Source organism: Hydrogenophaga intermedia (assembly GCF_023715105.1).
Classification (GTDB): domain Bacteria; phylum Pseudomonadota; class Gammaproteobacteria; order Burkholderiales; family Burkholderiaceae_C; genus Hydrogenophaga; species Hydrogenophaga intermedia_A.
Genome location: NZ_JAMBNO010000004.1, coordinates 164,194 through 189,414 on the forward strand (window position 1 = coordinate 164,194; position 25,221 = coordinate 189,414).

General features: G+C 69.4%; 24 protein-coding genes. 12 read left to right on the forward strand and 12 right to left on the reverse strand.

The genetic code is table 11. The features are described 5' to 3' along the window. The first annotated feature begins 86 nt into the window (after nucleotides 1-86). The 3 genes from M3149_RS05465 (at nucleotide 87) to M3149_RS05475 (ending at nucleotide 3,214) form a co-directional block, all read left to right on the forward strand. The gene (locus M3149_RS05465) at nucleotides 87-1,163 is read left to right on the forward strand and encodes a class I SAM-dependent methyltransferase (RefSeq protein ID WP_251708318.1); all 1,077 of its coding nucleotides are present in this window, start codon (nucleotides 87-89) and stop codon (nucleotides 1,161-1,163) included. Between the two features lie 21 nt (nucleotides 1,164-1,184). Then, nucleotides 1,185-1,442 carry a hypothetical protein gene (locus tag M3149_RS05470; RefSeq protein WP_251708319.1) on the forward strand — a complete coding sequence of 86 codons (258 nt, stop codon included), beginning with the start codon at nucleotides 1,185-1,187 and terminating at the stop codon, nucleotides 1,440-1,442. Between the two features lie 182 nt (nucleotides 1,443-1,624). Then, entirely contained in the window at nucleotides 1,625-3,214 is a 1,590-nt protein-coding gene (locus M3149_RS05475) for a methyl-accepting chemotaxis protein (RefSeq protein ID WP_251708320.1), read from the forward strand. Here the strand turns inward: M3149_RS05475 and M3149_RS05480 are convergent. From M3149_RS05480 to M3149_RS05500, 5 genes are read right to left on the reverse strand one after another with little or no spacing between them, the layout of a single operon-like run. Next, nucleotides 3,177-4,082, reverse strand: coding sequence for an EamA family transporter (locus M3149_RS05480; RefSeq protein WP_251708321.1), 906 nt, complete (start codon nucleotides 4,080-4,082; stop codon nucleotides 3,177-3,179). The two genes, M3149_RS05475 and M3149_RS05480, sit on opposite strands and share 38 nt — an antisense overlap. Further along, a complete protein-coding gene (locus tag M3149_RS05485; RefSeq protein WP_251708322.1) occupies nucleotides 4,079-5,050 on the reverse strand; it encodes an SDR family oxidoreductase in 972 nt (323 codons plus the stop codon). Before M3149_RS05485 ends, M3149_RS05480 begins: the two co-directional genes overlap by 4 nt. Continuing rightward, complete coding sequence (locus M3149_RS05490; RefSeq protein ID WP_251708323.1) at nucleotides 5,047-5,973, reverse strand: bile acid:sodium symporter family protein; 927 nt, start codon at nucleotides 5,971-5,973, stop codon at nucleotides 5,047-5,049. Before M3149_RS05490 ends, M3149_RS05485 begins: the two co-directional genes overlap by 4 nt. Before the next feature lie 21 nt (nucleotides 5,974-5,994). Continuing rightward, a complete protein-coding gene (locus M3149_RS05495) occupies nucleotides 5,995-7,317 on the reverse strand; it encodes a flavin-containing monooxygenase (protein ID WP_251708324.1) in 1,323 nt (440 codons plus the stop codon). Continuing rightward, entirely contained in the window at nucleotides 7,314-8,114 is an 801-nt protein-coding gene (locus tag M3149_RS05500; RefSeq protein ID WP_251708325.1) for an SDR family oxidoreductase, read from the reverse strand. The genes M3149_RS05495 and M3149_RS05500 overlap by 4 nt, the downstream gene beginning before the upstream one ends. A gap of 96 nt (nucleotides 8,115-8,210) precedes the next feature. On the opposite strand from M3149_RS05500, the gene M3149_RS05505 reads away from it, so the two are divergent. Next, complete coding sequence (locus M3149_RS05505) at nucleotides 8,211-8,972, forward strand: IclR family transcriptional regulator (RefSeq protein ID WP_251708326.1); 762 nt, start codon at nucleotides 8,211-8,213, stop codon at nucleotides 8,970-8,972. A gap of 124 nt (nucleotides 8,973-9,096) precedes the next feature. Continuing rightward, entirely contained in the window at nucleotides 9,097-9,450 is a 354-nt protein-coding gene (locus M3149_RS05510) for a hypothetical protein (RefSeq protein WP_251708327.1), read from the forward strand. 9 nt (nucleotides 9,451-9,459) lie between these two features. Here M3149_RS05510 and fghA read toward each other — a convergent pair whose 3' ends face one another. Together fghA and M3149_RS05520 are read right to left on the reverse strand one after the other, a co-directional pair. Further along, nucleotides 9,460-10,299: an S-formylglutathione hydrolase gene (gene fghA, locus M3149_RS05515; RefSeq protein WP_251708328.1), complete on the reverse strand. Its 840-nt coding sequence runs from the start codon at nucleotides 10,297-10,299 to the stop codon at nucleotides 9,460-9,462. Between the two features lies 1 nt (nucleotide 10,300). Beyond that, nucleotides 10,301-11,407: an S-(hydroxymethyl)glutathione dehydrogenase/class III alcohol dehydrogenase gene (locus M3149_RS05520; protein WP_251708329.1), complete on the reverse strand. Its 1,107-nt coding sequence runs from the start codon at nucleotides 11,405-11,407 to the stop codon at nucleotides 10,301-10,303. Nucleotides 11,408-11,618: 211 nt separating this feature from the next. Between M3149_RS05520 and M3149_RS05525 the strand changes: the two genes are divergently transcribed. Beyond that, on the forward strand, nucleotides 11,619-12,818 hold the full coding sequence (locus tag M3149_RS05525; RefSeq protein ID WP_251708330.1) for an HPP family protein: 1,200 nt from the start codon (nucleotides 11,619-11,621) through the stop codon (nucleotides 12,816-12,818). A gap of 37 nt (nucleotides 12,819-12,855) precedes the next feature. Here the strand turns inward: M3149_RS05525 and M3149_RS05530 are convergent, their stop codons facing one another. Next, the gene (locus M3149_RS05530; protein WP_251708331.1) at nucleotides 12,856-13,470 is read right to left on the reverse strand and encodes an FMN-dependent NADH-azoreductase; all 615 of its coding nucleotides are present in this window, start codon (nucleotides 13,468-13,470) and stop codon (nucleotides 12,856-12,858) included. Between the two features lie 107 nt (nucleotides 13,471-13,577). On the opposite strand from M3149_RS05530, the gene M3149_RS05535 reads away from it, so the two are divergent. Further along, complete coding sequence (locus tag M3149_RS05535; protein WP_251708332.1) at nucleotides 13,578-14,468, forward strand: LysR family transcriptional regulator; 891 nt, start codon at nucleotides 13,578-13,580, stop codon at nucleotides 14,466-14,468. Nucleotides 14,469-14,475: 7 nt separating this feature from the next. Here the strand turns inward: M3149_RS05535 and M3149_RS05540 are convergent, their stop codons facing one another. Both M3149_RS05540 and M3149_RS05545 read right to left on the reverse strand, forming a co-directional pair. Continuing rightward, nucleotides 14,476-14,934 carry a carboxymuconolactone decarboxylase family protein gene (locus M3149_RS05540; RefSeq protein ID WP_251708333.1) on the reverse strand — a complete coding sequence of 153 codons (459 nt, stop codon included), beginning with the start codon at nucleotides 14,932-14,934 and terminating at the stop codon, nucleotides 14,476-14,478. 45 nt (nucleotides 14,935-14,979) lie between these two features. Then, nucleotides 14,980-15,930, reverse strand: coding sequence for an RNA polymerase sigma-70 factor (locus tag M3149_RS05545; RefSeq protein ID WP_251708334.1), 951 nt, complete (start codon nucleotides 15,928-15,930; stop codon nucleotides 14,980-14,982). Between the two features lie 198 nt (nucleotides 15,931-16,128). Between M3149_RS05545 and M3149_RS05550 the strand changes: the two genes are divergently transcribed. Then, nucleotides 16,129-17,055 (forward strand): AraC family transcriptional regulator, encoded by a 927-nt coding sequence (locus M3149_RS05550; protein ID WP_251708335.1) that lies wholly within the window; start codon nucleotides 16,129-16,131, stop codon nucleotides 17,053-17,055. Between the two features lie 4 nt (nucleotides 17,056-17,059). Here the strand turns inward: M3149_RS05550 and M3149_RS05555 are convergent, their stop codons facing one another. Both M3149_RS05555 and M3149_RS05560 read right to left on the reverse strand, forming a co-directional pair. Next, nucleotides 17,060-19,291: a xanthine dehydrogenase family protein molybdopterin-binding subunit gene (locus M3149_RS05555; RefSeq protein ID WP_251708336.1), complete on the reverse strand. Its 2,232-nt coding sequence runs from the start codon at nucleotides 19,289-19,291 to the stop codon at nucleotides 17,060-17,062. 16 nt (nucleotides 19,292-19,307) lie between these two features. Further along, nucleotides 19,308-19,781, reverse strand: coding sequence for a (2Fe-2S)-binding protein (locus M3149_RS05560; protein WP_251708337.1), 474 nt, complete (start codon nucleotides 19,779-19,781; stop codon nucleotides 19,308-19,310). Nucleotides 19,782-20,035: 254 nt separating this feature from the next. Here M3149_RS05560 and M3149_RS05565 point away from each other — a divergent pair, with 254 nt between their 5' ends. From M3149_RS05565 to M3149_RS05580, 4 genes are all read left to right on the forward strand, one after another. Continuing rightward, nucleotides 20,036-21,118, forward strand: a complete 1,083-nt coding sequence (locus M3149_RS05565; RefSeq protein WP_251708338.1) for a TRAP transporter substrate-binding protein — start codon at nucleotides 20,036-20,038, stop codon at nucleotides 21,116-21,118. A 147-nt stretch (nucleotides 21,119-21,265) separates the two neighbouring features. Then, nucleotides 21,266-22,183, forward strand: coding sequence for a delta(1)-pyrroline-2-carboxylate reductase family protein (locus tag M3149_RS05570; RefSeq protein ID WP_251708339.1), 918 nt, complete (start codon nucleotides 21,266-21,268; stop codon nucleotides 22,181-22,183). A gap of 64 nt (nucleotides 22,184-22,247) precedes the next feature. Next, nucleotides 22,248-23,861 carry an MFS transporter gene (locus M3149_RS05575; RefSeq protein ID WP_251708340.1) on the forward strand — a complete coding sequence of 538 codons (1,614 nt, stop codon included), beginning with the start codon at nucleotides 22,248-22,250 and terminating at the stop codon, nucleotides 23,859-23,861. A gap of 168 nt (nucleotides 23,862-24,029) precedes the next feature. Next, a complete protein-coding gene (locus M3149_RS05580) occupies nucleotides 24,030-25,193 on the forward strand; it encodes a response regulator (RefSeq protein ID WP_251708341.1) in 1,164 nt (387 codons plus the stop codon). Nucleotides 25,194-25,221 lie beyond the last annotated feature (28 nt).

Consider the following 25,221-nt stretch of genomic DNA (forward strand, 5'->3'; position numbering starts at 1 on the left):
CGACCGTTCGAGGGCACATCCGCCACTGACGCGATCGGGCTGCGAACGGGAAGATGCCTTCACCCACCCACCACCAGGAACGCCCCATGACCACCGCCACCACCACCGCCATCGATCCGCAACGCCTCGAGGCCTTCGTCAACCGCGCCATCCAGGACATCGCCGCCGCCTACGGGGGCGTGATGGTGGGCCTGGGTCACAAACTCGGCCTGTACCGCGCGCTGGCCGGCGCCGGACCACTGACCTCGCGCGAACTCGCCCGCCGCAGTGGCTGCGCCGAGCGCTATGTTCGTGAGTGGCTCAACGCGCAGGCCGCCGCCGGCTACATCGACCACCACGCCGTCAGCGACAGCTTCGAACTCTCCCCCGAGCAGGCCTTCGTGCTGGCGGACGAAGACAGCCCCGTCTTCATGCCGCCCGCCTGGGAGGTGCCGGCCTCGATGTGGTTCGACGAGGCGAAGACACTGGAGGCGTTTCGAACCGGCAAAGGCGTGGCCTGGGGTGAGCACGACCGGCGCATGAGCTGCGGCGTGGCCGCGTTCTACCGCAACGGCTACCGGGCGGCGCTGGTGCCGCATTGGCTGCCTGCGCTGGACGGCGTGGTCGAACGCCTGCAGGCCGGCATCGCGGTCGCCGACATCGGCTGCGGGCATGGACACACCACGATCCTGATGGCGCAGGCGTTTCCCCGCTCACGCTTCCACGGCTTCGACGCCCACGCCGCCTCGATCGAGGAAGCCCGTCGCAACGCCGAGGCCGCAGGCGTGGCCGAACGTGTGCAATTCGATGTCGCCCGTGCCACCGAAGTGCCCGATCGCGGCTACGGCCTCGTGTGCTTCTTCGACTGCCTGCACGACCTGGGCGATCCAGTGGCCGCGGCACGCCACGCGGGCCAGGTGCTCGGCGACGACGGCACGGTCATGCTGGTGGAGCCGTTCGCCAACGATCGGCCGCAGGACAACCGCTCGGTCACGGCGCAGCTCTACTACGCGGGGTCCACCACCATCTGCTGCGCTCACGCCATCGCCGAAGGCGGACACCTGGTGCTGGGCGCACAGGCCGGCCAGAAGCGCCTGGCCGCGGTGTTTCGCGAAGCCAGCTTCACGCACTTTCGACGCGCCGCGGAAACACCGCACAACCTGATCCTGGAGGCGCGGCGCTGAACGCGCACCGCAGCATCACCCATGTTGCCCAAGTACCACCCCCGGATGTGGGTGCGCCTGGAGCGCCTCATCACCACCGCTGGTCTGAATCTGGCGGGCTCGGGCCTGCTCGCCTTGCTGTTGTGCGCGGCCGGCCTGCGCGGCACAGGCACCCTGTTCGTCGACTGGGGGGTGCTGGCCAGTTCGCTGGCACCCGCCGCTGGCCTGACCTGGCGGCGCCTGGCGCCGTTGTTCTGGAGGGCCCCGCGCCTGCGTGACAGATCGATGTCATCACGATGACCGTTCGTCGTGGCGCATGCATTCCCGGCTTCGCTGCGCCGATACATCGCTGACAGGCGCCTGGTGTGCATCGAAGCATGCCGGTTCCTGCGACACGCGTCGACAGCTTGCCCGGGGAGGAGTGCCAGGAGAGGCGAGCTGCCGAACACGGCCCCTTCGCGCTTCATCGGGAGGTCCTCGCCATGGGCATCGATCGTCTTTCCATCAAAGCCCGGTTGCTCGCCGGCTTTCTGTTTCTCGCACTCATCGTGCTTTGCGTGGCGGCGCTGTCGCTGCGCGCACTCGGACAGGAACACGCCACTTTCACGCAATACGTGGGCGAAACCGCGCAGCGCGTGACGTTGGCCAACGGCATCCTCGACGCGGCCAATGCTCGCGCCATTGGTGTGCGCAACCTGGTGCTGGTGCAAAACCCCGCTGAGCAGGAGAAGGAAAAGGCCGCCACCACGGCTGCGCATGGTCAGGTGGTGGAAGGCTTCAAGCAACTGCGCGCGGCGCTCGCGGCCGATGTGCATGCCGACGGCACCGAACGCCGGCTGTTCGAGGAACTTGCCGCCGTGGAGGCGAAGTACGGCCCGGTGGCGCTGGGCATCTTCGCCATGGCCAGCAGTGGCGACCGCGAGGGCGCCGTGCGCCGCATGGAGACCGATTGCCGGCCGCTGCTGAGCGCGCTGGTGGACGCCAGCCATGCCTACCTCGCGCACGTGGGCGAAGCCGCGGCACAGGAAATCGAGGCTTCGGACGCGGGCTATGCGTTGAACCGCAACCTGCTGATCGGTGCCGGCGCGGCAGCGGTTCTGGCCGCCCTGGCGCTTGCGCTGCTCATCACGCGCTCGATCGCGGGCCCGATCCGCGAGGCGGTGAACGTGGCACGCACGGTGGCCGCGGGCGACCTGAGTTCGGTCATCTCGGTCAGCCGGCGCGACGAGCTGGGTGAGTTGCAGGGCGCGCTCAAGGCCATGAACGAGAGCCTCGTGCGCATCGTGAGCGATGTGCGCCAGGGCAGTGACAGCATCGCCACCGGGAGCGACCAGATCGCCACCGGCAACGCCGATCTGTCGACCCGCACCGAGCAGCAGGCCAGCAGCCTGCAGGAGACCGCGGCGTCCATGGAGCAGATGAACGCGACCGTACGCAACAGTGCGGACACCGCTCGCCAGGCCACGCAACTCGCCACTGCAGCCAGCAGCGCGGCCGTCAAAGGAGGCGAGGTGGTGGGCCAGGTGGTGGCCACCATGCAGGACATTCAGCACAGCAGCCAGAAGATCGGCGACATCATCGGCGTCATCGATGGCATCGCCTTCCAGACGAACATCCTCGCGCTCAACGCGGCGGTGGAGGCCGCACGTGCCGGCGAACAGGGCCGTGGCTTTGCTGTGGTGGCCACCGAGGTGCGCAATCTCGCGCAGCGCAGTGCCGAGGCCGCCAAGGAGATCAAGGGACTGATCGGCGCCAGCGTCGACAAGGTGGACGCCGGCTCGCGCCTGGTGGGCGACGCCCGTGCGGCGATGGACGACATCGTGGGTCAGGTGCGCCGCGTGACCGACCTCATCGCCGAGATCGGCGCCGCCACCGCCGAGCAGACCAACGGCATCGGCCAGGTCAATACCGCCATCACGCAACTCGATCAGGCCACCCAGCAGAACGCAGCCCTGGTGGAAGAAAGCGCGGCCGCCGCCGACAGCCTGCGCACCCAGGCCGCGCGGTTGGCCGAAGCGGTGGGCTTCTTCCGGCTCAGCGGCGCCAGCGCAGCGGCACACCACCCTGGTTGATCACGAGTCCGCCGATCACCCCCGCCACACCGAGCCACTGCAACGGCACGGGCAGTTCGCCAAAGGCGGCCCAGGCCGCCCAAAGGCCCACCACCGGCACCAGCAGCGAGAACGGCGTGACGCGCGCGGCGGCGTGGCGTTGCAGCAGGCGCGTCCACAGGCTGTAGGCCAGCAACGTGGCGCCCAGTGCGAGGTAGAGCACCGCGAACCAGGCGCGCGAGTCCATGCCCGCGAGCTGGTTCGCCACCTGCATCGGGCCGTCGAGGGCGAGCGCGATCAGTGCGAACGGAACGATGGGAAAAACACTGCTCCACACCACGAAGGGAAAGGGCTCGTAGCGCGCGAGCTGGCTGGCGCGGCGCGCCACCAGGTTGGAGACCGCCCACATGAACGCGGCCGACAGCGTGAGCACGAAGCCCGCGAGCGTCATCTGCCCAGGGCCTTCGCCGTGGGCGGCGGCAATAAGCACCAGACCGGCGAGCGCCACGCCCACGCCCAGCCACTGGCGCGTTCGCGCACGCTCGCCCAGTATGGGCAGCGCGAGCATCAACGTGAAGAAGGCCTGCGTCTGCATGACCACCGAGGCCATGCCGGCCGTCATGCCCAGCTGCAGGCCGAGGAACAGGAAGCCGAACTGCCCCAGGCCCTGCGCCAGGCCGTAGCCCGCAACGAAACCCCAGGGCAGCGGCGGCGGGCGCACGAACCACACGAAGGGCAGCGCTGCGGCCGCGAACCGCAGCGCACCCAGCAGCCAGGGGCTGAGCGATTGCAGGCCGAGCTTCATGACAACGAAGTTCAGGCCCCAGATCACGACCACGGCCAGCGCGCGCAGCGCATCGCCACGCGAGAACGGGGTGGGCGCGCTCACAGCGGACGGCCCTGTGCGCGCCGCGCGGCCACGAAGGCGTCGAAGGCTTCGGCGCTGGTCTTCTTCGGCACGTAGCCGAAGCGGCTCTTGAGCAGGCTGTTGTGCAGCACCGGGCGATAGCGCAGGAAGTCGAGCTGCTCGGGCCCGTAGCGCGAGACGCCGAGCGCTCGGCCGATGGCGAGCGCGGCGCGCAGCAGACAGGCCGGGAACACGCGCGTGCGCTTGCCCAGGCGTTTGGCGATGTCATGAATGCTCAGTGCGCCGTCGCCCGCGAGGTTGAAGCAACCCGATGGTGCCTGGCCGCTGAGCGCGTGCAGCAGCGCGCCGATGACGTCTTCGTCCCAGATGAAGACGAAGGGGCTGTCGCTGCCGGCAATCGCGATCGGGCGCGGCTTCTCGAACAGCGCAGTGATCTGGTTGTCCACCTGTTCACCGAGGATGGTGCCGATGCGCAGCACGGTCTGCGCGAGCGCGGGGTGGTTGCGCCGTGCCTCGGCCAGCATCTCTTCCACCAGGCGCTTGTGGTGCGCATAGGCGAAGGCCTCGTGGCCGCGCAGCGGGTGGTCCTCGGTGAGCCAGGCGGGGTTGTCGGCGTGGTAGCCATACGCCGCGCCGCTGGAGGACACCACCAGGTGCCGCACGCCGTGCGCGAGGCAGGCGGTGAGCACGTTGCGCGTGCCGCCCACGTCCACCGCGTATTCGAGTTCGCGCGACGAGCCTTTGCCCGGCGTGACGATGGAGGCCAGGTGCACCACGGTGTCGATGCGGTGCTCGGCCAACACCGCACCCAGGCCGCTGTCGCGCACGTCAAGCACGCGGTACACCACGCCGGGCCGTTGCCGCGCGGGGTCCACGGCACGCACGTCGGTGGCCACGACAGAACTGTCGGGACGCTGCGCGAGCGCGGCGATGAGGCCACGGCCGAGAAAGCCGTCGGCACCGGTGACCAGGATGCGCTGCGCCCTCATGCGGTGACGTTCTCCGGCACACCGCCCTGCAGTGGCCGGCGGCCCCACCAGCCCGCGAGCACCATGCCGGCAATGATGTCCCAGAAGCCCCAGACACCGGCCACCACGGCCATGCCGCCCAGGCCACCGAAGAAGCTGAAGATCAGCACCAGGCCGAGACCCGCGTTGCGGATGCCGACCTCGATGGAGAGTGCGCGGCGGTCGTAGTCGGGCAGGCCGACGGCGCGCGCGCTGAGCCAGCCGATGAGAAAGGCCAGCGCGTCGTGAATCGCCACGGCCACGATCACCAGGCCGACGTAGTCGAGGAAGTAGCGCCAGTTGCCCGCGATGGCGCCGATGATGAAACCGATGAGCGCGAGGAAACTGAGGATGCGCACCGGCTTCTTGAAACGCGCGGTGAGCGCGGGGAAGCGGTGTGCCACCCACAGGCCCAGCGCGAACGGCAGGCCGATGATGAGCAGGATGTGGCCCACCATCTGCACCGGGTCGAGCGCGATGGTCTTGAGCAGCACCGACGCCGTGGGGTGCATGCCGCCCCAGAACGCGAAGTTGAGCGGCATGGCGACGATGGCGATGGCGTTGGAGACCGCCGTCATCGACACGCTGAGCGCGACATTGCCGTTGGCGCGGTGCGTGAGGATGTTGCTCACGTTGCCCGGTGGGCAGCAGGCCACCAGGATCATGCCGAGCGCGATGCTCGGCCCCACGCCCAGCAACAGCGTGAGCGCGTAGGTGATGGCGGGCAGGAACAGGAACTGCGCCACGATGCCGACCGTGAAGGCCAACGGCATGCGCGCCACGCGCTTGAAATCCTCGATGCGCGTGTCCAGCGAGATGCCGAACATCAGGAAGGCCAGCACCGCGTTGAGTACCGCGAGCGACGCGGGGTTGAAGTTCAGGCGGATCTCGTCGATGGGCAGCATGATCGTGTTTCCTCGGGGTGATCAGCCGAAGGCCCTGGCGGCTTCGCGCACGGCTTTGCGGTAGGTGTCCTTGTGCACGTAGTACGCCATGCGTTCGAGCTTGAGGTAGCGGTAGCCGCCGGAGAGGTCGGGCCAGGTGCCGGGCCCGCCGGCCTTGGCGGCGCTGAGCGCTGCGGCCTGCGGTGTGCCGGCGTCCAGCGACTTGAAGTAGCGCGCGACCAGTTCGGCCTGCTCGTAGCGGCCCTGCCAGCCCAGGCCGCTGGCCTCCACCATGCCGAGCACGGCCAGGCGGTGAAAACGCGGCGCGAAGATGTTGAGGTACAGCCGCGGCGCCATGCCCTGCCAGTTCAGCAGCGCGTGGTCGATGAAGGGGAAATGCAGCTTGTAGCCAGTGGCCGTGAGGATGAGGTCGTACTCGCCGCTGCGGCCGTCCTTGAAGTACACGGTGCGGCCGTCGAGCCGCGCGATGTCGGCGCGCACGCCCACGTCGCCGTGACCGATGTGGTACAGGATGAGCGAGTTCACCACCGGGTGCGATTCGTACATCCGGTAGTCGGGTTTCGGAAAGCCGAAGCGCACCGGATCGCCGGTGAACCACTTGAGGATGGTGCTGTCGATGCGCTGCTTGAGCCAGGGCGGCAGCGTGATCTTGCCGCCCACCGAATCGGCCGGTTGGCCGAACACGTACTTGGGCACGAAGTAGTAGCCGCGGCGCACCGAGATGTCGATGCTTTTCGCGTGGTGCACCGCATCGACCGCGATGTCGCAACCCGAGTTGCCCGCCCCCACGATGAGCACGCGCTTGCCGGTGAGCTGCGTGGCCGCCTTGTACTGCGCGGTGTGCCAGACCTCGCCGCTGAACGCGCCCTCGAAGCGCGGCCGGTTGGGCTCGGCCAGCGTGCCGTTGGCAATCACCACGCCTTTGTAGAGCGCGGTCTCGGGCGCGGCCTCGCTGGTCTGCGTGGTCACGCGCCACAGGGTGTCGGGCGCGTCGCTCACCGGCTCGGCCTTGAGCACACGCGTGTGGAATCGGTAGTGCGCGCGCAGGCCGAAGTGATCGGCGAAGGCGCGGAAGTAGTCGAGCAGCTCCCGGTGGCTCGGGTAGTCGGCCACCTGCGCGGGCATGGGGAATTCGAGGAACTCCGTCATGCGCTTGCTGGAAATCAGGTGCGCCGATTCGTACACCGTGGAGCGCGGGTTGTCGATGTTCCAGAGGCCGCCCACGTCGCCGTGCGCTTCGAAGCCCTGGAAAGCGACGCCGTGTTTCTGCAGGCAGCGCGCACCTGCCAGGCCCGAGGGGCCGGCGCCGATGAGGGCGATCTGTTGTTCCGTGGGTATGGTCATTTCAAGCCGGGGATGTCGGTCGATCCGGGTTCGCCGGCGCGCGGTTTGCGTGGCTGGCCCAGCAGTAGGCGGTCGTGCAGTGTGCCGGGCAGGAGATTGAGCGCGTGCGAGAGCCAGCCGATGCGACGCGGCAGCACGATGTGTTCGGTGCCCGCGGCGACGCCCGCGAGCAGGCGGCGTGCGGCCTCGTCGGGCTCCAGCAAGCCGGGCATGGCAAAGCGGTTGCCCGCGGTGAGCGCGGTGCGCAGGTAGCCCGGGCTCACGGTGTGCACGGTCAGGCGCGTGCTGCGCAGTTCGGCACGCAGGCTTTGCAGGTAGGCGATGAGACCGGCCTTGCTCGCGCAATACGCGCCGTTACCCGGCATGCCCCGCCAGCCCGCGATGCTGGCCACGCCCACCAGCGCGGCCGGGCGCGCCACTTCCTGCATGGCGGGCAGGAAGGGCGCAAAGGTGGTGGCCACGCCCAGCAGGTTGATCTCCAGCATGCGGCGCATCACGCGCAGGTCTTCCGCACGCGCGGTGTCGAAGCCGCCGGCCACGCCGGCGTTGGCGATCACGAGGTCGGGCACGCCCTGGCGCACGATCCAGTCGCGCGCCATCGCGGCCATGGCGTGCTCGTCGCTCACGTCGGGCGTGTAGGCGATGCAGCGTTCGGGCGCGAGCGCCACCAGCGCGTCCAGCGTGGCGGCGTTCAAACCGACCAGCGCCACCTGTGCCCCGCCCGCGATGAGCTCGCGCGCCAGCGCCTGGCCCAGGCCGCCGCAGGCGCCCGTGATGACGGCGTTGTGGAATCGCAAGAGCGGCTTCTCCTCGTTTTCGTGGTTGGCGGGGACTGTAGGTGGGCCTACATTCCGTCTCGAAAACTTTTGCGGATTTGTCTCGGATTCCGAGATATGAGCGATTCCATCGACAACACCACCCCCGGCCTGCGCCTTATGGACCTGCTCGAGCGCCTGGTGCGCGAGGGCCGGCCGCTGAGCCTGCCCGAGGCGGTGGCCGCCTGCGGCTGGCCCAAGCCCACGGTGCACCGCATGCTGGTGCAGCTGGAGGCAGGCGGCTGGTTGCAGCGCGAACCGGACGGCCGCCGCTACGCGCTGGCGCCGCGCCTGCTGCGCCTGAGCGAAGACACGCTGGGCGCGAGCACGCAGCACGGCGTGCGCCACGCGGTGCTGCGCCAGCTGGTGACCGAGCTGGGCGAGAGCTGCAACCTCACCGCCCTCTCGGGCGCCGAGGTGGTCTATCTGGACCGCGTGGAGTCGGCCTTTCCCTTGCGGCTGGAGCTGCGGCCGGGCACGCGCGTGCCGCTGCACTGCTCGGCCAGCGGCAAGCTGTTCCTCGCGCACCTGGGTGCCGCACGGCGCCAGGCCCTGCTGGACGGCCTGGAACTGAGCCGGCACACCGCCACCACCCTCACGCGGCGCGAGGCGCTGGAGGCCGAGCTCGCGACCATCCGCCGCCAGGGTCACGCCTTCGACGCCGAGGAGTTCGTCGATGGCCTGGTGTGCATTGCGGTGCCGGTGCGCGCGCACGGCGAACGCGGCGTGCGCTGCGCCCTGGCGTTGCAGGCACCGTCGGCCAGGGTGGCGCTGGCCGAACTGCCGCAGTTCCTGCCACGGCTCACGCAGGCCGCGCAGGCGATCGCCCGCACGCTCTGAGGCGCGCCCGGCCCGGTGTCGACCCGCGGTTGCCCCAAAAGCCGACCATCGGTTCATACTGTTTGCACTTGCTGGCGACGAAGCCGCGGGTGCGGTGCCCGGGCCACGCCAGCCGGAGGTGGCAATGATCGACACGCAAGCGTCCATGGTCGGCATCGACTCCCTCATTCACGCCACGGGGCACGCGCTGCCCGGCACACCGCCCCCCGCCGGCGCCGATGTGCAGGCCCTGCGCGACGACGTGCGGGCAGCCATCGTCGAGATCTACTGCGATCACGACGACAAGGCAGCGCGGCGGGTCGAGCATGCGCGCGAACTGGTGCGTGAGGGCGCCGCCGAAGGCAGCGCGCCTTCGATGCATCTGGAAGAAGCCGCCTACCGTTTGCGCCAGCACCAGCCCTGGGAGGCCCTGGGCGCGCTGCGCCAGGCGGGCGATGCGCTGCTGTCGGTGCAGCTCGAACGCAGCGCGCGCAACTGAGGCCGCGCCTCAGCCGTTCAACGCCGCCGCGTGGTGGGCGACGTGCTCGCCCACGAAGCTCTGGATGAAGAAGTAGCCGTGGTCGTAGCCCGCATGGCGACGCAGCGTGAGCGGCTGGCCCGCCGCGGTGCAGGCCGCCTGCAGCCGCTCGGGTGCGAGTTGTTGCGCGAGGAATTGATCGTCCAGCCCCTGGTCGACCAGCAGCTGCGGCGCACGCGCGCCACTCTCGATGAGCTTCACCGCGTCGTGTTGCGCCCAGTGGCTGCGGTCTTCGCCGAGATAGCCCGCGAACGCCTTGTGGCCCCAGGGCACCTCGGTCGGGGCGCAGATCGGCGCGAAGGCCGACACGCTGCGAAAGCGCCCCGGGTGGCGCAACGCCAGCGAGAGAGCGCCGTGCCCGCCCATGGAGTGGCCGGTGATGCCGACGCGATCTGCATGCACAGGAAAGTGCTGCGCCAGCACCGCGGGCAGCTCCTGCATCAGCCAGCTTTCCATGCGCCAGTGCTTCGCGTAGGGCTCGCGCGTCGCGTCCAGATAGAAGCCCGCGCCGTGCCCGAAATCCCAGTGCGCATCGGCCTCGGCCACGCCGGTGCCGCGCGGGCTGGTGTCGGGCGTGACCAGAATGAGGCCGTGCTGCGCCGCGTGCTGCTGCGCACCGGCCTTGATGGCAAACGTTTGTTCGTTGCAGGTGAGGCCGGCCAGGCAGAGCAGCACCGGGCGCGGCCCGGCTTGCGGCGGCGCGAACACGCCGAAGCGCATGGGCAGGCCGATCTCGGCCGAGGCGTGTTCGTAGAAGCCTTGCACGCCGCCGAAGCAGCGGTGTTCTTCGAGCGTCTTGAGTTCACCCATCTCAGAACTCGACCACGCTGCGGATCGACTCGCCGGCCTTCATCAGATCAAAGCCCTTGTTGATGTCCTCGAGCTTGAGCTTGTGCGTGATGAGGTCGTCGATGTTGAGCTTGCCTTCCATGTACCAGTCGACGATCTTCGGCACGTCGGTGCGGCCGCGCGCGCCACCGAAGGCCGAGCCTTCCCACTTGCGCCCGGTGACGAGCTGGAACGGGCGGGTGCTGATCTCGGCGCCGGCCTCGGCCACACCGATGATGATGCTGCGGCCCCAACCCTTGTGCGTGCACTCCAGCGCCTGACGCATCACCTGGGTGTTGCCGATGCACTCGAACGAGTAGTCGGCACCGCCGTCGGTGAGCTGCACGATGGCGTCGACGATGTTGGCGTGCTCCTTCGGGTTGAGGAAGTGCGTCATGCCGAACTTGCGCGCCATGGCTTCGCGCGCCGGGTTCAGGTCGACGCCGATGATCTTGTCGGCACCCACCATCTTCGCGCCCTGGATCACGTTCAGGCCGATGCCGCCGAGGCCAAACACCACCACGTTGGCGCCCGCCTCCACCTTGGCGGTATAGATGACCGCGCCCACACCGGTGGTGACGCCGCAGCCGATGTAGCAGACCTTGTCGAACGGCGCGTCCGGGCGGATCTTCGCCAGCGCGATCTCGGGCGCGACGATGTGGTTGCTGAAGGTGGACGTGCCCATGTAGTGCAGGATGGGCTTGCCACCGAGCGAGAAGCGCGAGGTGCCATCGGGCATCAGGCCCTTGCCCTGCGTGCCGCGGATGAGCTGGCACAGGTTGGTCTTGCGGCTCAGGCAGAACTTGCACTGGCGGCATTCGGGCGTGTAGAGCGGGATCACGTGGTCGCCCGGTTTGAGCGAGGTCACGCCCGCGCCGACCTCGAGCACCACGCCCGCGCCCTCGTGCCCCAGCACCGCGGGGAACAGGCCCTCGGGGTCGGCGCCCGACAGCGTGTAGTAGTCGGTGTGGCAGATGCCCGTGGCCTTGATCTCCACCAACACCTCACCGGCGCGCGGACCCTCCAGGTCCAGTTCTTCGATGGTGAGCGGGGCGCCGGCCTTCCAGGCCACGGCTGCACGGGTTTTCATGGTCTTCTCCTCGGGCAACGGTTCAAAAAAACGGCCCGCGGGGGGCGCACTGAAGTCACCGCCTGCGGGCGCAGCCATCCTAAGGCAAGAGCCCCTGCCGCCCGGAAGCCAGGGGCATTGCTGGCACACTCGCTCGTTCTTCAGAACCGATCGACGCGAGGCCCTCGCCCCGTTCCAGCCACGTGGGCGCTTGCGCCGCCCGCTGCCCAGCATGCCCCCCTCTCCCGCTTCAGCGCCGCCACGCGGCTGGCGCGCTTTTGCGCAGCGCCTGCTCGCTGAACTCGCGCTCTCGCTGCGCGCGCTGTGGCCCGCCGCCTTGAGCATCGATGCGCGAGAAAAATGGCGCGCCTGCATCGGTGCGGGTCTGGGCATCCTTGTGGCAGCGCTGGGTGCGGCGGCGTTCGCGCCCGCAGGCGTGGGTGGTGCGCCGAACGCGCTGGCTGCCGCGCTGGTGGCACCGCTGGGTGCCAGTGCGGTGCTCGTTTTCGCAGTGCCCGCGAGCCCATTGGCGCAACCCTGGTCGGTGCTGGCCGGCAACAACTTGTCGGCGCTGGTGGGCGTGGCCTGCGCAACCTGGGTGCCGCAACCCGCGTTGGCCGCGGCACTGGCGGTGGCGTTGGCCATCGCGCTCATGATGGCGCTGCGCTGCCTGCACCCACCCGGCGGCGCGTCGGCCCTGCTGATGGTGCTCACCGGCAGCCACGATGTGGCTGTGGCGCTGCCGCCGATCGTGCTCGACTCGGCACTCATCGTGCTCGCGGGCCTGGTTTACAACAACCTCACGCGCCGGCGCTGGCCGCATGTGCATCACACGGCGGCGGTGGAGCCCGGCGGTGCGCGCTTCACGCGTGGCGATCTCGACGCGGCGCTGGCGCACTACAACCAGGTGCTCGACATCAGCCGCGAAGACCTGCAGGACCTGCTGCAGCACGCCGAAGCGGCGGCCTACCGTCGCACCATGGGCGAGTTGCGTTGCGCCGATGTGATGACTCCCGACCCGGTGGTGGCGCGCGCCGACATGCCACTGCGCCAGGCCTGGGCGCTGATGCGCAAGCACCGCGTGAAAGCGCTGCCGGTGGTGGACCAGCAGCAGCACCTGCTGGGCATCGTGACGGTGGCCGACTTCATGCGCCAGGTGGACATGGACGTGCACGAGGGCGTGAGCTACCGGCTGCGAGCCCTGTTGCGCCACGCGCGCTCACGCACGCCGATGGCGGTGCACACGGTGGGCGAAATCATGACGCGTCAGGTGCGCGTGGCCAGCAACGATCGACTGCTGATCGACCTCGTGCCGGTGTTCTCCGACGGCGGGCACCGGCACATCCCGATCATCGACACGCAGCGCCGCCTGGTGGGCATCGTCACGCAATCGGACCTGATCAAGGCGATGTACGCCGCGGTGCGGGCATGACACCGCCCCACGGCTTGCGGTCGCTGCAAACGCTCGCTCAGGCTTCCACCGGCTCCAGCAGCGCGTCGATTTGCGCCTCGGCCGCTTGCAGGCCCTTGGCGCGCGGCTCATCGCCCATGGCCAGGCCTTCGGCGTGCACGAACCGCACGTCCGTCATGCCCAGGAAGCCGAGGAAGTTGCGCACGAACGGGGTCTGCGTGTCGTGCGGCAGGCCCTGGTACAGGCCACCGCGCGCGGCGAACACGATCACCTGCTTGCCCTTGACCAGGCCTTCGGGGCCGCTGGCGGTGTAGCGGAAGGTGACGCCGGCGCGCGCCACGTGGTCGAAGTACGCCTTGAGCGTGGACGGGACGCCGAAGTTGTAGAGCGGCAGGCCCAGTGCCACGACATCGGCGCCCTGCAGCTCGGTGATCAGCTCGTCGGACTGTGCGACCAGCACCTGTTGCTCGGGCGTGCGGCGCTCGGCCGGGGTGGAATACGCGCCCACGCGCGCCAGGTCCAGGTGCGGCAGCGGGTTCTCGGCAAGGTCGCGCACGATGACGCGGCCTTCGGGGTGCGCGTTCTGCCAGGCAGCGGCGTAACGGTCGGCCAGGCGGTTGGACTGGCCGTCGCCGAGCAGGATGCTGGAGCGGATGAGAAGCAGGGTTTTCATGGCGGGGTTCCGTGTGGAGGGGATGCGCCATTGAAACATCGGATGAATGGATGAAAAAGCGCAAAATCCTGCTCAAAACCATTCAATCATTCGATCAAACAACCCCCATGGCCCACCCACGCGTCACGCTCGATCAATGGAACGCCCTGGTGGCGGTGGTGGACGCCGGCAGCTACGCGAAGGCGGCCGAACTGCTGCACCGCAGCCAATCCTCCGTCACCTACGCGGTGCAGCAGATCCAGTCGCAACTGGGGGTGCAGGTCTTCACGCTCGAGGGGCGCAAGGCCCGGCTCACGCCGACCGGCGAGCAGCTCTATCGGCGCGCGCGCTACCTGGTGGCCGAGGCCGCCGCGCTTGAGGTGGCCGGCGCCTGCCTCTCGCTCGGCTGGGAGGCCGAGCTGAGGCTGGCGGTGGAGGTGATCTACCCCAACCGGCGCCTGTTCGATTGCCTGGAGCGCTTCGGCCAGAGCGCGGAGCACACGCGCGTGGAGGTGGTGGAGGCGGTGCTGGGCCACCGCAGCACGCTGCTGGAGGAAGGCGCGGTGGATCTGGCCATCTTCGGCACGGTGCCCACGGGCTACGAGGGCCAGCACCTGATGCGCGTGCGCTTCGTGCTGGTGGCGCACCCCGACCACCCGCTGCACCACCTGGGGCGCGCCATCACACTGCGCGACCTGCGCCAGCACCGCCACCTGGTGGTGCGCGAAACCAGCCCGCAGCGCGCCCACGAGCCGGCGGTGCAGACGCCGCGACGCTGGACGGTGAGCCACATGTCGACCTCCATTGAGGCCGCGCGGGGTGGTCACGGCTTCGCGTGGTTGCCCGAAGAGCTCATCCGACGCGACCTGGACGCCGGCACCCTGGCGCCGCTGCCCATGCGCCGCGGTGGCGAGCGCTTCACCGACCTCTACCTCGTCTTCCGCGACCGGGAGGCCGCGGGCCCCGCGGCGCAACGGCTCGCCGACATCCTGATCGCCGACGCGCGCGGCACGGCCTGAACGCGGCTCAGACCAGGGGCTTGTCCGGCACCGGCGCGTGCATGCCCACGCACAGCCGGTTCCAGGTGTTGATCTGCGCGACGGTCCAGGTGAGCTCGACGGCCTCCTGTTCGCTGAAGTGCTCGCGCAGGGTCTCGTACGCGGCGTCGTGGCCGGCGTGGCCATCCGGCAGGCGTGTCAGCAGCTCGGCCCAGGCCAGCGCGGCGCGCTCGCGTTCGCTGTAGAGGACCGTTTCGCGCCAGGTGCACAGGCTGTTCAACCGCTGCCAGCCCTCCCCCAGGTGGCGCAGCTCGCGCGCGTGCATGTCGACGCAGAAGGCGCAGCCATTGATCTGCGACACGCGCAGATCCACCAGCGACATCAGCACCTGGCCGAGCGTGGAGCGTGCGTAGGTGGTCTTGACGGCGGCCATGGCCTGGTAGGTCCTGGGCGCGATCTCGGTCCAGGGAAGTCGGGGAGCGTTCACGGAAATGCCTTTCACGAAGAGAAGGTGAAGAAGAGCCTTCACCCCTCAAGACGTGGAAGCCCCGGGCTTTGTGACGTCGTACTGCGTGACCGAAGGATCGAGCAGCGCGCGGCCGCGCGCCTCGGCGATGCGGCGCAGCTTGTCGGGGTTGCGCTGCACGTGCAGGCCGCGGATGCGTCCGTCATCGATCTGCAGGGACTGCGCCGACTCGAGCGCGCCGTCGATGAAACGCAGCAGCCCCCACTCGCCATTGATCGCGGCCAGCTCGTACTGCACGCGGCCCGCGAAGCGCAGGCTCACGGCCAGGTAGAGCTGGGCGATGCGAGGCCCACCGAGCAGCGGGACCCCGAAGCTGGGCACCTTGCCGCCACCGTCGCTGATGAGCTGCGCATCCTCGGCCAGCGCCGCCTTCAGGCCGGCCATGTCACCACGCGCGGCCGCGCCGGCGAACGCGCGCAGCAGGCGCTGCTGTTCCTGCGGGGTCACCACGTGGCGCGAGCGCCCGCTGTCGATCAGCGTGCGCGCGCGGTGCACCAGCTGGCGGCAGGCCGCTTCGCTCTTGCCCAGTGCCGCCGCCACCTCGCCGTAGTCGGCGTCGAAGATGTCGCGCAGCAGGAAGGCCGCGCGCGCTTCGGGCGCCAGGCGTTCGAGCACCGCGAGGAAGGCCACCGACAACTGGTCGGCGCGCTCCAGCATCTGCTCGGGCGTTTGCGGCGCGTCGGCCTCGGTGAGGATGGGCTCGGGCAGCCAGGTGCCCACGTAGTCTTCGCGCCGCGTCTTGGCCGTGCGCAGGCGATCAATGGCCAGCCGTGTGGTGACCGAGACGAGCCAGGCCTCGGCGTTCGTCACCGCGGTGGTGTCGGCTTCGTGCCAGCGCAGCCAAGCGTCCTGCACCACCTCGTCGGCGTCTGCGGCGCTGCCGAGCATGCGATAGGCGATGCCACGCAGCCGCGGGCGAAGCCGCAAGAAAGGGTCCGGTGCGGGGTCGTGGTTCATGCGCGTGTAGACGCAGGGCGCGCACCGATTGTGACGCGCGGGCGACCAACGGCTTGCCCGATGCAACGAATCGCTTGCCCGATGCAACGAATCGCTTGCCCGATGCTGCAAACGGCTTGCGCACATGACCCCTCGATGCCGTCGCCCTTGCGGCTTGGACGATCATCCCGTCGTTCACGATACCGAGTGGAGAGCCCCTTGCCCACGCCCACCGACGCCCTGCAGGCCATCAACGACGTCATTGCCCGATCCACCGAGACCGATGGCTTGACGCCGACCGCGATCGACCACCTGTTTTTCTCGCGGCAGAGTTCGCCCTCGCTGCCGCTGCACAGCGCCCAGTGGCCGTGCTTCGCGCTGGTCACGCAAGGCAGCAAGCGCCTCACGCTGGGTGAGGAGGTCTACCACTACGGCGCGGGCGACTGCCTGCTCGTGACGCTGGACCTGCCGGTGGTCTCGTGCATCGTCGAGGCCACACCCGAGCGGCCCAAGCTGGCGCTGGGCATGGCGATCGACAGCGCACGCCTGCAGGAGGTGCTCTCGCGCGTGAGCCTGCCGCCCGAGGCGCTGCGCAGCGACAACCCGCGCGGCGTGGCCGTGCACCGTGCGCCGGCCGAATTGCTGGACGCGATGTTGCGTCTGGTGCGGCTGCTCGAACGCCCGCAGGACATCGCGGCCATGGCGCCGCTGATCGAACAGGAGATCCTCTACCGGCTGCTCACCGGGCCGCATGGCCCCGCGCTGCTGCGCATGGCCACCGCCAACAGCCCGGCCAACAAGATCGCGCGCGCCATCGCCTGGCTGCGCCAGCACTACGCGCAGCCGCTGCGCGTGGACGCGCTGGCACAGCACGTGGGCATGAGCACGTCCTCGCTGCACCACCACTTCCAGCAGGTGACGGCCATGTCGCCGCTGCAGTACCAGAAGCGGCTGCGCCTGCAGGAGGCGCGCCGCCTGATGCTGGCCGAGGCGCTGGACGTGGGCAGTGCCGCCTACCGCGTGGGCTACCAGAGCCCGTCGCAGTTCAGCCGGGAGTACAGCCGCCAGTTCGGCCTCTCGCCGCTGCGCGACGTGGAGGCCGCACGCGGCCGCGCCGAGGGCTACGTGCCCCTGACGACGGCCTGAAGCCTCACGCCAGCTTGAACGGCAGGTCGCGCAAGGGCTTGCCGGTCAGATGCGCGATCGCGTTCGCGAACGCGGGCGCCAGTGGCGGCAGGCCGGGCTCGCCCATGCCCTTGGGCGGGTCGGCACTGGGCACGGTGTGCACCGCGAACTGCGGCATCTCGGTGATGCGCGCCACGCGGTAGTCGCCGAAGTTGCTTTGTTCGACCACGCCGTCCTTGAACGTGATGGCGGCGCCCGGCAGGCACATGCCCAGCCCCATGAGGGCCGCGCCCTGCACCTGCGCCTCCACCGTGCGCGGGTTGATCACCAGGTTGCAGTGCACGCCCGCCGTCACGTTGTGCAACACGGGCTCGCCGTCCTTCACCGAGGCCTCGACCACGTAGGCCACCACGGATTCGAAGCTCTCGTGCACCGCCACACCCCAGGCGCGGCCTGCGGGCAGCGTGCGCTTGCCATAACCGCTCTTGTCCACCGCGAGCTGCAGCGCCGCGGTGTGGCGCGGGTGCTTGTCACCGAACATGGCCAGCCGGTAGGCCACCGGGTCCTGCTTCGTCTCTCGCGCAATCTGGTCGATCAGGGTCTCCATCACGAAGGCGGTGTGGGTGGAGCCCACGCTGCGCCACCACAGCACCGGCACGTTCACCTTGGGGTGATGCACCGTGAGTCGCATCGGCACCGCATAGGGTTCGCGCATGCCTTCCACGGCGGTCGCGTCCACGCCGTTTTTCACCATCATGGACTCGAACGGGCTGCCGGCCACGATGGACTGGCCCACGATGACATGGTCCCAGGCCAGCACGCGACCACGTTCGTCAAAGCCGACTTGCGCGCGGTGAACGTGCATCGGGCGGTAGTAGCCGCCCTTGATGTCGTCCTCGCGGCTCCAGACGGTACGCACAGGCGCTTTCAGGCCGGCGGCCTGCGCCGCACGGGCGATGCCGCAGGCCTCGACCACGTAGTCGCTGGTGGGAATCGCGCGTCGGCCGAAACCGCCACCGGCCGATTGCACGTTCACCCGCACCTGCTCGGGCTTCAAGCCCAGCGTGCGGGCGGCGGCCATGCCGTCCAGCCCTGCCATCTGCGAGCCCACCCACAGCGTGGTGCCCTGCTCGCCGAGCTCGACCGTGCAGTTGAGCGGCTCCATCGGCGCGTGCGCCAGGTAGGGGAAGGTGAACTCGGCCTCGATGCGTTTCGGGGCCGATGCCAGCGGCGCCATATCAGCGTCGAAGTGCCTTGCGCCGGGTTGGCGCGCGAGCTCGCGGTATTGCGCGAGCAGGCGTTCGCTGTCGACCTTCTCCACCGCGTCGGTGGCCCATTCGAGCTTGAGCGCATCGCGCGCGGTTTTCGCGGGCCAGTAGCCATCGGCCACCACGGCCACGCCCTCGGCGCCGCGGTCCAGCGGCACGCGCAACACGGCTTTCACACCCTTGACCGCGCGGGCGGCCGTATCGTCCACGCTGCGCAGCTTCGCGCCGAACACCGGCGGACGGGCCACCACCGCGGTCAGCTGACCCGGGCGGCGCACATCGATGCCGAAGTCGTGCCGCCCGCTGCTCTTGGCGCGCGCATCCAGCCGCGTGGTGGGCTTGCCGATCAGTTTGAACTGCTTCGGGTCCTTGAGCACCACCGCCTCGGGCACGGGCAGCTTCATCGCATCGTCGGCCAGCTCACCGTAACCCAGCCTGCGCCCGCCCGGGCCGATCACGTGGCCGGTCTCGGTGCGCAGGCGCGCAGCATCCACCTGCCAGCGCGCCGCCGCGGCCGACACCAGCATGGCGCGGGCGCGCGCACCCAGCTCGCGGTACTGCGTGTAGCTGTGCTTGATGGAGTTGGAGCCACCCGTGAGGTGCATGCCGAACATGGGGTCGGCGTAGGCCATGTCGTTGGTGCCGAGCTGGCTGCGCACCCGGGCCCAGTCGGCGTCGAGCTCCTCGGCCAGGATCAGCGGCAGCGCGGTCTGCACGCCCTGGCCGAATTCGAGCCGGTTGACGGTGACCGTCACGGTGCCGTCGCGCGCAATGGCAACGAAGGCCGCCGGCTGCTGTTGTGGCTTCAGTCCGGGAGGCGCGGTGCCCTGTGCATGCACGTCCAGGGGCGCCACGCCGAGCGCAAAGCCGCCGGCCACGGTCAGTTTGAGGAAGTCGCGCCGCGGCAAGGCGGCGACGTCGGTGTGTTCCCGCGCCAGCATCAGCTGCAGGGCGCGGGGCATGTCGGCAGGGACGGTGGGAAGCAGCATGGTCGGTCTCCGTCGCTCAGACGATGGCGCGCGCGGCGTCGGCCACGGCGGCGCGGATGCGCTGGTAGGTGCCGCAGCGGCACACGTTGCCGGCCATGGCGACATCGATCTCGTCGGCTGTGGGCCGCTTGCCCTTGGGCAGCGACTTCAGAAAGGCGGTGGCACTCATGATCTGGCCGCTCTGGCAGTAGCCGCACTGCGCGACGTCGTGTTTCACCCAGGCCTCGCTCACCGCGCGGCCCACCGGATCGCTGCCTGCGGTCACAGCCTCGATGGTGGTGATGCGTCGGCCCTCGACGCTGCTCACCGGCGTGACGCAGGCGCGCGTGGCCTGTCCATCGACGTGCACGGTGCAGGCGCCGCACAAGGCAGCGCCGCAGCCGAACTTGGTGCCGGAGAGACCCAGCGTGTCACGCAGGGCCCAGAGCACGGGGGTGCCGGGGTCCACGTCGAGCGTGTGGTCGCGGCCGTTGACGTTCAGGCGGGTCATGGGTTCTCCCGATGGGCTTGGGTTGGCAAAGCACGATCCGAAGGCACGAGGCCATCGACGCTGCGCGAGTGTTCCGCGACGCCGTGGGCCAGCGTTAGCCCGATCCTGCGAATGCCTTGCACGATCCTGCAAGCAGCGCCGCGGCCGGACGCGCGCAAAGGCGCGCCGTGGATAGATGGCATACTTACCATCTCTGTCGGGGGCGCGTTCGCACGCGCCCCTTTGTCCTTGAACAACCCTGGAGACTTCCCGACATGGATCGCCGTTCCCTGATCAAGCACGCCGGCATCGCAGGCGTGCTGAGCGCTGGCGTTGCCCCCGCCGTTCACGCCCAGGCCGCTGTGCGCTGGCGCCTGGCCTCGAGCTTCCCGAAATCGCTGCCCACCATCTTCGGCTCGGCCGAGAAGTTCTCCGAGACCGTCAAGGCCCTGTCGGGCGGCAAGTTCGAGGTGTCGATCCATGCGGCCGGCGAGCTGGTGCCCGCCTTCGGCGTGGTGGACGCGCTGCAGGACAACACGGTCGAGATGGCGCAGACCGCCTCCTACTACTTCACCGGCAAGGACCCGATCTTTGCCTTCGGCTGCGCCGTGCCGTTCGGCCTGACCGCGCGCCACATGGACGCCTGGATGGAGCACGGCAATGGCCGCAAGCTCATGGACGAGTTCTATGCGAAGTTCAACATCGTCTCGATGAGCGCGGGCAATACCGGCACCCAGATGGGCGGCTGGTACCGCAAGGAAATCAAGACCGTCAACGACCTCAAGGGCCTGAAGATGCGCCTGGGCGGCGGCCTGTTCGGCGAGTCCATGGCCAAGCTGGGCGTGGTGGCGCAGAACATGCCCGCCGGTGAGGTGTACCAGGCGCTCGAAAAAGGCACGCTGGACGCCACCGAGTTCGTCGGCCCGTTCGACGACGAGCGCCTGGGCTTCAACAAGGTCGCGCCCTTCTACCACTACCCCGGTTGGTGGGAAGGCGGCGCCGAGCTGGAGTTCTTCATCAACAAGAAGGCCTATGACGCGCTGTCGGCCGAGAACAAGGCCATCGTGCGCGCGGCCGGTGCCGTGGCCGCCCGCGACATGACCGCCAAGTACGACGCCCAGAACCCGATCGCCCTCAAGCGCCTGGTGGCCGGTGGCACCAAGCTGGTGGCCTTCCCGAAGGCGGTGATGGACGCCGGCTTCAAGGCCGCGATGGAAGTGTTCGCTGCCCACGAGGCCAAGTCGGCCGACTTCAAGAAGATCCACCAGGACATGCGCGCCTTCCAGCGCGACCAGATCCTGTGGAGCCGCTTCTCGGAGTGGCGCTACGACAGCTACATCACCTCGGCCAAAGTGTGAGCCCCCACGCTCCGCCGCTGCGCGGGTCGCTGCCCCCCAAGGGGGCTGATCCGCCTTGGGGCGTCCCGGCGGCGGATCGTGCCTCGCCCGAAGAAGCCCGCCCCCGGCGGGCTTTTTTCATGGCGCGCCTTCACCGATGATCGGCACATGACCACCGAACGCCTGCTCTCCCCTGCGGCCACCGCCGCCGCGCTGCCCTACCCCGCGCTGGCCGACACCATCGCCACGTTGTTGCGCGACACCTCGGTACGCGTGCCCACGCGCACGGTGCTGCCGCTGCCGCAGGGTGGCAGCTTGTTCCTGATGCCTGCCACCGATGCGCAAGTGGCCATCACCAAGCTCATCACCTACGTGGCCGACAACGCTGGGCGCGGCCTGCCCGCCATCCAGGGCGACGTGGTGGTGTTCGACGCGCGTGACGGGCGGCGCATCGCCTTGCTGGACGGCCCGACGGTGACGGCGCGGCGCACCGCCGCCGTCTCGCTGCTGGCGGCGCGCACACTCGCGCCCCGCACCGATGGGCCCATGCTCATCGCCGGTGCCGGCGTGCAGGGCCGCGCCCACCTGGAGGCCTATGCCGCCGGCCTGGGCGTGCGCCAGGTGCGCGTGGCCTCGCGCAGTGCCGCCAGCGCCGACGCGCTGGTGGCGCATGCGCGATCGATGGGGCTCGATGCCGAGCGTGTCGACGATGCCGACGCCGCGCTCGCCGACTGCCCGCTGGTGGTGAGCGGCACGCCGGCGCAAAGCGTGGCGCTGCGCGGCGCGCCGCGCGACGACGCCTTCGTCGCCGCGGTCGGCGCCTTCACACCGCGCATGGCCGAGTGGGACCCAGCGGTGTGTCGCGACATCGCCGCGCGCGGCACGCTGGTGGTGGACACGCGCGACGCCGACCACGAGGCCGGCGACTTGCTGCAGGCCGGTATCGACGTGACGCGTGTGCCGACGCTGGGCGACATGCTCGATGCGCCACGCCCACGCGGGCCGGTGTTCTTCAAAAGCTGCGGCTGGGCCGGGTGGGACCTGGCGGCCGCGCGCCTGGCGGTGCTGGCGGCGCTGACGGGCTGAGGACTGCCGCCGCTTCACAAGCCCTCCAGGTTGCCCCAGCCGTCGCCGCCGTATCGTTGCGTCCATGTCCAGCAAGCCCGCCCTGCCCTCGGCCCTGGCCCCGTTGAGCCAGCCTGTCTTTCGCATGCTGTGGCTCACCTGGCTGATGGCCAACATGTGCATGTGGATGAACGACGTGGCGGCGGCGTGGATGATGACCTCGCTGACCACCACGCCGCTGTGGGTGGCGCTGGTGCAGACGGCGTCCACGTTGCCGGTGTTCCTGCTCGGCCTGCCCAGCGGCGCATTGGCCGACAACCTGGACCGCCGGCGCTACTACCTCGTCACGCAACTGTGGGTGGCGGTGGTGTCGGTGCTGCTGAGCGTGGTGGTGCTGTTCGGCACGATGACACCGGCACTGCTGCTGGCGCTGACCTTTGCCAACGGCATTGGCCTGGCCATGCGCTGGCCCGTGTTCTCGGCCATCGTGCCCGAACTGGTGCCACGCGCCCAGTTGCCCGCCGCGCTGGCGCTCAATGGCGTGTCGATGAACGCTTCGCGCATCGTCGGCCCGCTGTTGGCCGGGGCGATCATCGCCAGCGCGGGCAGTGCCTGGGTGTTCGTGCTGAACGCGCTGCTGTCGCTGGTGGCGGCGGTCATCATCCTGCGCTGGCGGCGCGAGCACACGCCGAACCCGCTGGGCCGCGAGCGGCTGTTCACTGCCATGCGCGTGGGCTGGCAGTACGTGGCGCAGTCGTACCTGCTGCGTGGCGTGCTGCTGCGCATCGCCATCTTCTTCTTCCACTCCACCGCGCTGCTGGCGCTGTTGGCGCTGCTCGCGCGCGGCATGGACGGCGGCGGGGCCGGCACCTTCACGCTGCTGCTGGCCTGCATGGGCGCGGGGGCCATCGTAGCCACGGTGTTCCTGCCGCGGCTGCGCGAGCGTTATTCGCGCGACGGCCTGGTGCTGCGCGGCGCGCTGCTGCAGGCCATTGCCATGGCGGTGATGGCCTGGACGCACAACCTGTGGCTTGCGGTGCCTGCCATGCTGCTCGGCGGCGCGGCCTGGATCACCACCGCCAACACGCTGAGTGTGTCGATCCAGATGGGCTTGCCCGACTGGGTGCGCGCGCGCGGCATGTCGATCTACCAGATGGCCATCATGGGCGCGAGCGCGGCGGGCGCCGCACTGTGGGGCCAGATCGCCACCTGGACCACCGTGCCCACGGCGCTCGGGATTGCCGCCGTGAGCGGACTCATCGCGATGGCCGCCGCCAACCGCTGGCTGCCCGACGCGGGCCTGGAAGACGACCTCACGCCCAAGCGCATCCTGCCGGCGCCGCGCATCGATTCGCCACCGCCGCAGGGGAACGTGATGGTGACGATCGAGTACCTGATCGACCCGGCCCGCGCCGATGAATTCCGCGAACTCATGTTCAACGAGAGCCGGCGCAGCCGGCTGCGCCATGGCGCACTCTCGTGGGAGCTGCTGCACGACATCGCCGACCCCGGGCGCTTTGTCGAGGTCATCGTCGATGAGTCCTGGATCGACCACCTGCGCCGCTTCGACCGCGTGACCGCGTCGGACGTGGCGCTGCGCGACCGAAAACTTGCCTTCCACCGGGGCGATGCACCGCCGCGCGTGACGCGCAGCCTGATGGAAAGCACGGTGCGCGGGGGCGGTGCCAGCGGGCGCTGATGCCCGTGCCCGCGGGTGAGCGGCACAACGATCGGCGCGCGGCGGGCGTGAACAGGTGCACAGGCCGATCGACAAACGCCGGCCTTGATCGAGAACTCCCGACAGACACCGGGGCGGGCCTTGCCGACCATGGCGACATTGCGCGTGTCCCACAACAATCGGTGCCATATGTCGCTCAACAGGGAAACCAGCATCCTGATCCTCGGCGAAAGCTCGGCCGACACGGAGGTGGTGTCCAGCGTGCTTCGCCTTGAATACCAGAACCTGAGGACCTGCAGCGATCCGGAGGCCTACTGCCCGATCTTCGACAAGGTCCGCCCGCGGGTGCTGGTGCTGACCTTCAAGTCGCTCGACACCTGCGAGAGCGTGTACCTGAACCTGCACCGCCGGTCGGCTGTGTTGCAGGGGCTTGTGCACAAGACCGTCGTGCTGTGCAGCAAGGAGCAGGTGAACCAGGCCTACAAGCTGTGTCACGAGGGAGTGTTCGACGACTACGTGCTGTTCTGGCCCCTGGTGCACGATGTCAAGCGCCTGCCGATGTCGGTGCACCTGGCGCTGACGGCGCTGGAGCACATGCAGGTCGCGCAGCCCTGGGAAGAGATGGCCGCGCTCGCGCGCAAGGCGGAGCAACTTGGCGATCGGCTGGCGGAGCAGATCAACAAGGGACGTGCCTTCACGGAAAGCGCACGCTCGATCGCCACCAGCGCCGAGAGCGCCATGTCCGGGGCACTCAACAAATTCGCGAAAAACTTCGTCGATTCGGTGATCGGCGACGCATCGCTCGTGCAGGATCACGACAGGGCCTCGCGCGAGGTCCGGCGCATTGGCGACGCAGTGATCGCGCCGGCCATGGAGCACCTGCTGGAAGCGCAGAAACCGATCCGCCGCTGGGTGGAGACCATCACGGATGAGCTGCAGGGGCCGCTGGATTCGGCCCGGCAACTGGCGCAATCCGCCAACCGCCTGCGGCAACAGATCCTGCTGGTGGACGATGACGAGTTCGTGCGCAGGATCGTGGCCCACATGCTGCGCCAGGCGAACCTCGAGGTGCACGCGGTGTCCACCATCGAGAGCGCCCGCCAGATGCTCAAGGTGTCGCGGCCCGATCTGGTGCTGCTGGACTACCTGCTGCCCGATGGCACCGGGGTGGACCTGCTCAAGGAGCTCAAGCAATCGGCGCCGCTGAACAAGGTGCCGGTGGTGATGCTGACCGGCCAGAGCGACCGCCAGGTCATCCTCGACTGCCTTTCACACGGCGCCAGCGACTTTGTGGTCAAGCCGGTGCAGCGGAACGCGCTGATCACGAAGGTGCGCGGCTTCGTCGGCCACTGATCGACGGCGCGGCGCCGGCGCGCCGAGG